Source organism: Thermoflexus sp. (assembly GCF_042408365.1).
GTDB lineage: Bacteria > Chloroflexota > Anaerolineae > Thermoflexales > Thermoflexaceae > Thermoflexus.
This window is the reverse complement of sequence record NZ_JBHOQJ010000232.1, coordinates 1-5802: the sequence shown is the minus strand read 5'-3', so window position 1 is coordinate 5802 and position 5802 is coordinate 1. Positions and strand designations below refer to the sequence as shown.

Sequence of the window (5802 nt, the reverse complement as noted above, 5' to 3'; positions counted from 1 at the left end):
ACGAGCCGGGCGTCAAGGGCGCCTGGCTCGGCTACAAAATCCCCACATGGGAGGTTGCTCGATGCGCTTATGGGGAACTCCGGAAGGCTCAGCGCTGGATCCCGCCTTCGAGCGGTTGAACGCATCGCTTCTTTTCGATCGTCGCCTCTACCCGTATGACATCCAGGGCTCCATCGCGTGGGCACGGGCGCTGGCCCGGGCCGGATTGCTTACGCCGGAGGAGTGCCAGCAAATCGTCGCCGGCCTGGAGGCGGTGAAGGCAGAGCTGGACGCCGGGGCGTTCGCCTTCCAGCCCACCGACGAAGACATTCACACGGCCATCGAACGGAGGTTAAGGGAGCGCATCGGCGCGGTCGCCGGCAAGCTGCACACCGGCCGCAGCCGGAACGATCAGGTGGCCACGGACCTGCGCCTCTTTCTGATGGAGGCCTGGCCTCGTCTGGAGGAGGGGCTGCGAAACCTGGAGGCCGCTCTGGTGGCCCAGGCAGAGGCCCATATAGACCTGCTGATGCCCGGCTACACCCATCTTCAACGGGCGCAGCCGATCCGTTACGCCCACTGGTGCCTCGCGCACGCCTGGGCCTTCGAGCGGGATCGGGCACGGTTGCGAGATGCCCACCCGCGCCTGGCGACGCTGCCCTTGGGGAGCAGCGCCCTCTCCGGGACCCCCTTCCCGATCGATCGGGAGGCCCTCGCCCAGGAGTTGGGCTTTTCATCGGTTTCGCCGAACAGCTTGGACGCCGTGTCGGATCGGGATTTCGTCGCGGAGTTTCTATTCATTGCCGCCATGATCGGCGCGCACCTCAGCCGGCTGGCGGAGGACCTCATCCTCTTCGCCAGCGCGGAGTTCGGGTTCGTGGAGCTGGATCCCGCTTACACCACCGGCTCCAGCCTGATGCCCCAGAAGCGCAACCCCGATGCCCTCGAGCTGGCCCGGGCCAAGGCCGGACGTTTGATCGGCCACCTCGTGGGGTTCCTGACCGTGTTAAAAGGCCTGCCTTCCGGCTACAACAAAGATCTGCAGGAAGATAAGGAGCCGGTTTTCGACGCGGTGGACACGCTGGATGCGCTGTTCGCCGTGCTGCCTGGTGTGGTGCGGACGATGCGTCCGCGGCCGGAGCGGATGCGGGGCGCTCTGGAGGAGGCCATGCTGGCCACCGAGCTGGCGGATTACTTGGTGCGCAAGGGGGTGCCCTTCCGGGAGGCCCATCGGGCTGTGAGCGGGCTGGTGCAAACCGCGCTGCGCGGAGGGAAGCCCCTTTCCGCCCTCCCCCTCGAGGTGATGCGCCAGCACCATCCGGCCTTCGAAGCCGATGTGTACGCCGTCCTCGACCCGGAGGCCGCGGTGGAGCGCCGAACGGTCCGCGGGGGGACAGCGCGATCCGCGGTGGAAGAACAGATCCGAGCCCTGCGGGCCCGATGGGCGGAGGCCAGGTCGGTGACCTCGCCGGCATCGCATCAAAGGTCCACTGGAGCCCCCGAATAACGATCTTCGGGGTTCCCGCGAACCGATCCCCTTGGGAAGCCTTACGATCCGGGCACGGGCTGGATCAGCGTGGGGTCATCCGCCCGAGGGGAGTTGACGCGGGAGGAGACCGGGTAAGCGATCATCCGGTCGGCTGGGTAGGGGCGAAGGACGGCCTGCCAGGCCCGAGGGCCGGCAGCGTCATCCAGCCAGATCTCCTCGTGCTCCGGGAGCAGGATCACAGGCATCCGATCGTGGATCGGGGCGATCCGCTCGTTGGCGGCGGTGGTGATGATGGTGAAGCTCTCGATGATCTCCCCCTCCGGGCTCTCCCATCGGTCCCACAACCCGGCGAAGGCGAACGGCTCCCGATCCCTCAGCCCGATCCAGTAGGGGATCCGCCCGTAGGGCGTCCGTTGCCATTCATAGAACCCGTCGGCCAGCACCAGGCAACGCCGCCGGTGGAAGGCCTCCCGGAAGCTCGGACGCTGGGTCAGCGTCTCCGCCCGGGCGTTGATCAGCCGGTTCCCGATCGCCGGATCCTCCGCCCAATGGGGGATCAGCCCCCAGCGCAACAGGCGGATCCGCCGGGTCCCATCGTTGAGCAACACCGGCAAGGGTTGGGTGGGGGCCGCGTTATAGCGGGGCTCCCATGGGACATCCGGCCACTCCGCCCGGAACCGCTCCACCAGGCGCAGCGGCTCCGTGAAAATCGTATATCGTCCGCACATCGGGTCCTCCAGGGATCTTCTTATCTGAAATCTTAGCTCAAGTCGGTGGAAACAGGCGCTACAACGTCCTGGCATAAACCCAGCGCCGGGCCCCGTGGCGGAGATGCTCAGCGGGCGGCCGGATGCCTGGTTCCCTCTCCCTTTTGGGCTCACGATGGCACCGTGTTCGGATCCACGATGTAACGCCACCAATTGTAGGAGATGCCATCCGTCTCCCCGGAGGCGCGCGGGAGATGCCGGAGCCACCAACGATGGTGTTCCCGGATATCCCCACCGCCCCATTCAGCGCAGTTCACCCATCGCCCCCGGCCGCGCAGATCCGGGAAGTGGAGCCAGTCATCGCAGTAGCTCCACACGTGGCGAGGGTTCCCCCAGTCGTAATCCCGCTCGCTGTTGGGGGCGAAATGGATCGTGCCGACCTCCGCCTGGCCGGGGGCGATCCGGTCGTAGCGCGTGAAGCGCCGCCATAAGTTCCGTTCCTCTGGGATCCCAGCGAACACGCGCCCCATGATGGCCTCGGCCCGATGCCCGAAGTTCTCCAGCATCTCACCGACCCCCCGCTCATATGAAAATCCCATGATCACGAACCGCCTCCCGGCCGCTTCCGTGCCGGGGAGCGGCGGGGCGTTGCACCAGAAGGCCCCCGGCCCGCCCATCCGGGATTCGTAAAACCCAAAATAGGGGCCCCCGAACAGCCAGATCTCGTTGATCTCCCCCCGCGCGATCCGAGGAACGCCCTCGCACATGAAGAGGATCGCCATGTAATCGGCCGTATCCGGCTCGTGGGGCGGCTGACGGCCTTCCCACACCGCAAGATAGGTTTCCAGCGTGTAGAGGAAGCCGTCGATTTTCACCGGGAAAAGCGGGAGATCGATGCGATCCATGATCTGATAGCGAACCACTCCTCCGCTGCACGCTTCGAGATCGGCGATGTAGCCCGCGATCAGATCCTCCACCCGGTTCCATCCCATCGCCCGGGAGAGGGGAAGGCCGCCCGGCGCGGGCGGATCGAAGACAATCAGAAGGACGCGGGGGGCTATTGGTTCGACCCTACTCCCCATAGGCCAAGCGCTCGATCAGAAAAGAGGGGAACCCCAGGCGCCGCATCTTGGCCTGGGTCTCCGCGATCGGATAGGGAACCCGCCGGAACGTCCAGGTCATCGTGTTGAGATCCAGGATCGCGTAAGCGGCCCGAGGGTCGCCATCGCGGGGCTGGCCGACGCTGCCGGGGTTCAACAGCCACCACCCCGTTTTCAGATCGAGGGGCTCGTCGTAAGGCGGCTCCAGGATGTGCATCTGTGGGGTCTCCCGGTTGGGGACATGATAAGCAATGGCCACGTGGGTATGACCGAAGAGGCCGATGCGGGTGGACAGCCGCGCGATGTTCTCCCAGGCCGTATAAGGATCCAGGATGTATTCCCAGATCGGCGCGCGGAGGCTCCCGTGCACCAAAGTGATCCCATCCTGTTCCGCCTGGGCAGGGAGGCTCGCCAGGTAATCCACCTGCCGCGGCGGGAGCTGCCCCCGGGTCCACTCCAACACCTTTCGAGCCGCCGGGTTAAAGGTGTAAAGGGGAACCCGGCCGAGAACCCCCCAATCGTGGTTGCCTGCGAGGGCCGCCGCGGCCAGGCGCTGGATCCGATCGATGCACTCCACCGGATCCGGCCCGTAGCCCACCAGGTCCCCCAGGAACCAAAGGGCGTCCCAAGCCCCCGCGTCGGCGAGCACTGCCTCCAAGGCCTCCAGGTTCGCGTGGATGTCCGAGAGAACCAGAACGCGCATGGCACAGGCCTCGCCAAAGCTCCTGAGCGCTCGGATCAAGGGGTAGGAGAGGCAGTAGGACTGGGGCTCGGTGTAGGCGTCTCCGTTGGCGTCCCCGTGGGCGTTGGCGTGGTGGGGGTCTCCGTCGGCGTGGACGTAGCAGTCGGCGTAACGGTGTGAGTCGGGGTCGCCGTGGGGGTCTCCGTCGGCGTGGGGGTCGTGGTAGGGGTCGGCGTCGCCGTCGGGGTTCGAGAGGGCGTAGGCGTGAAGGTCGGCGTGAAGGTCGGCGGGATCCACTGGGTGGGGGTGGGGAGCCGGGTCTCGGTGGGCCCGAAGGGGAACGTAGGGGTCGGGATCACCCCCGGGGTGAGTCCCAGAGGCGTCAGCGTCGGGAACATGGCGGTGGGGGTAGCGGGGAACACGCCCGCCGGCCGAGCCAGCGCCAGCAATACCCCTCCCAGCACGTAACAGGGCAACGTTGCCAGGATGATGCTGATGAACGTCACATACAGCGTGCGCGTCCGCGGCGGCAGTTGATCCAGCCAGTTCATCCGATGACGCTCCGGAAGAGATCAGGAGTTAAACGTCTGCCCGAATTGTAATCCAGATCCCGCTACAGGCAATCCAAAACCTCAGGGCTTTTGAATCAGACAGGCGCCTTTGACGCCCAGCTCGCCCCCAAAATCCTTTGCGGATCTTGTCAAAGTCGCTTCCGTGTGTTTCAATGGGCGAGGCGAGGGGATGGATTCGTCGCATCGCTGGCTTCCCTGCGGCCTGTTGACAATTCAACCCAGGAGGCGATGTTGCATGGACGAACTGGAAACGCTCCATGAAGCAGTGCGGCGGTGCACGAAATGCCCCCTGGCTCAAGGGCGAACCCTGGCCGTGCCGGGCGAGGGGCCCCGGACCGCCCAGGTGATGTTCGTCGGCGAAGCCCCGGGGTTCCACGAAGACCGACAGGGCCGGCCCTTCGTCGGGGCGGCTGGGGCCTTCCTGAACGAGCTGCTGACCTCCATCGGCCTCAAACGGGAGGAGGTTTACATCACCAACATCATCAAGTGCCGGCCGCCCGGCAATCGGGACCCCTACATGGATGAGATCGAAGCATGTAGCCCGTATCTGGATCGCCAGGTGGAGCTGATCAACCCGAAGGTCATCGTCACCCTGGGGCGTTATTCCCTCGCCCACTGGCTGCCCAACGCCAAGATCTCCCAGGTGCACGGCAAGCCGATCCGCGTGGGGGATCGGGTGGTGTTCCCGATGTATCATCCCGCGGCAGCTCTTCACCAGCCGGCCCTCAAGCGCACGGTGGAAGAGGACTTCCAGAAGCTGGGGGCGTTCCTGGCCGGGCTGCTTCAAGCGGAGGAGGAACAGCCTCCAGAAGAACCGAAGCAATTGACGCTCTTCTGATCGCCCACGGCGTTCATTGGGGTGAGGAGTTACGCCGTTCGGGGTCCATGAGCAGAGGTGGAGTGACCCCACCCCCAAACCCCCAGAAGAAAACCAACGGCGTAACGCCTAGGAGTATCCAGTGTGGGCCGCTTACGCGGCCCACACTGGATAGGATTGGGGTTCCCTACTGGATCGCGTCCTTATCCGCGTTATAATTCCTTTTTGAGATTGAGCTGTTCGTTTTCATTGAGAACGGGGCGTGTGGTTCTGATCCCCAATAAGGCGGTTCGCGGCTCCCAAGAGGGTGGGTGGGCATTCTGGAAACTCCACATCTCTACCGTCGAGGTGCACGATGAGCGATCCGCGTCTGGAGAAATGGGCCCGGGTGCTGGTGGATTACGCAACGGCGGTGAAGCCCGGGGATAAGGTGGCGATCCGGGGCACGCCGGCGGC

The 5802-nt window shown here is 65.2% G+C and carries 6 protein-coding genes; 2 read left to right on the top strand and 4 right to left on the bottom strand.

What is annotated here, in order from left to right; genetic code table 11:
- Positions 1–61 precede the first annotated feature (61 nt).
- Complete coding sequence (argH, locus tag ACFMO5_RS10825; RefSeq protein WP_376792766.1) at positions 62–1486, top strand: argininosuccinate lyase; 1425 nt, start codon at positions 62–64, stop codon at positions 1484–1486.
- A 41-nt stretch (positions 1487–1527) separates the two neighbouring features.
- Here the strand turns inward: argH and ACFMO5_RS10820 are convergent, their stop codons facing one another.
- The 4 genes from ACFMO5_RS10820 to ACFMO5_RS10805 form a co-directional block, all read right to left on the bottom strand.
- Positions 1528–2196, bottom strand: coding sequence for an SOS response-associated peptidase (locus ACFMO5_RS10820; protein WP_376792765.1), 669 nt, complete (start codon positions 2194–2196; stop codon positions 1528–1530).
- A gap of 149 nt (positions 2197–2345) precedes the next feature.
- Entirely contained in the window at positions 2346–3257 is a 912-nt protein-coding gene (locus tag ACFMO5_RS10815; RefSeq protein ID WP_376792764.1) for a hypothetical protein, read from the bottom strand.
- Positions 3247–3978, bottom strand: a complete 732-nt coding sequence (locus ACFMO5_RS10810) for a metallophosphoesterase family protein (protein ID WP_376792763.1) — start codon at positions 3976–3978, stop codon at positions 3247–3249. The genes ACFMO5_RS10815 and ACFMO5_RS10810 overlap by 11 nt, the downstream gene beginning before the upstream one ends.
- A 35-nt stretch (positions 3979–4013) precedes the next feature.
- Positions 4014–4508, bottom strand: coding sequence for a hypothetical protein (locus ACFMO5_RS10805; protein ID WP_376792762.1), 495 nt, complete (start codon positions 4506–4508; stop codon positions 4014–4016).
- 256 nt (positions 4509–4764) lie between these two features.
- Between ACFMO5_RS10805 and ACFMO5_RS10800 the strand changes: the two genes are divergently transcribed.
- The gene (locus tag ACFMO5_RS10800; protein ID WP_376792761.1) at positions 4765–5367 is read left to right on the top strand and encodes a uracil-DNA glycosylase family protein; all 603 of its coding nucleotides are present in this window, start codon (positions 4765–4767) and stop codon (positions 5365–5367) included.
- The last annotated feature ends 435 nt before the right edge of the window (positions 5368–5802 follow it).

Bases quoted from the DNA above. Each gene is read 5' to 3' on its own strand.
- ACFMO5_RS10800 (WP_376792761.1), top strand. From the start codon at position 4,765: ATGGACGAACTGGAAACGCTCCATGAAGCAGTGCGGCGGTGCACGAAA.
- argH (WP_376792766.1), top strand. From the start codon at position 62: ATGCGCTTATGGGGAACTCCGGAAGGCTCAGCGCTGGATCCCGCCTTC.
- ACFMO5_RS10820 (WP_376792765.1), bottom strand. From the start codon at position 2,196: ATGTGCGGACGATATACGATTTTCACGGAGCCGCTGCGCCTGGTGGAG.
- ACFMO5_RS10805 (WP_376792762.1), bottom strand. From the start codon at position 4,508: ATGAACTGGCTGGATCAACTGCCGCCGCGGACGCGCACGCTGTATGTG.
- ACFMO5_RS10815 (WP_376792764.1), bottom strand. From the start codon at position 3,257: ATGGGGAGTAGGGTCGAACCAATAGCCCCCCGCGTCCTTCTGATTGTC.
- ACFMO5_RS10810 (WP_376792763.1), bottom strand. From the start codon at position 3,978: ATGCGCGTTCTGGTTCTCTCGGACATCCACGCGAACCTGGAGGCCTTG.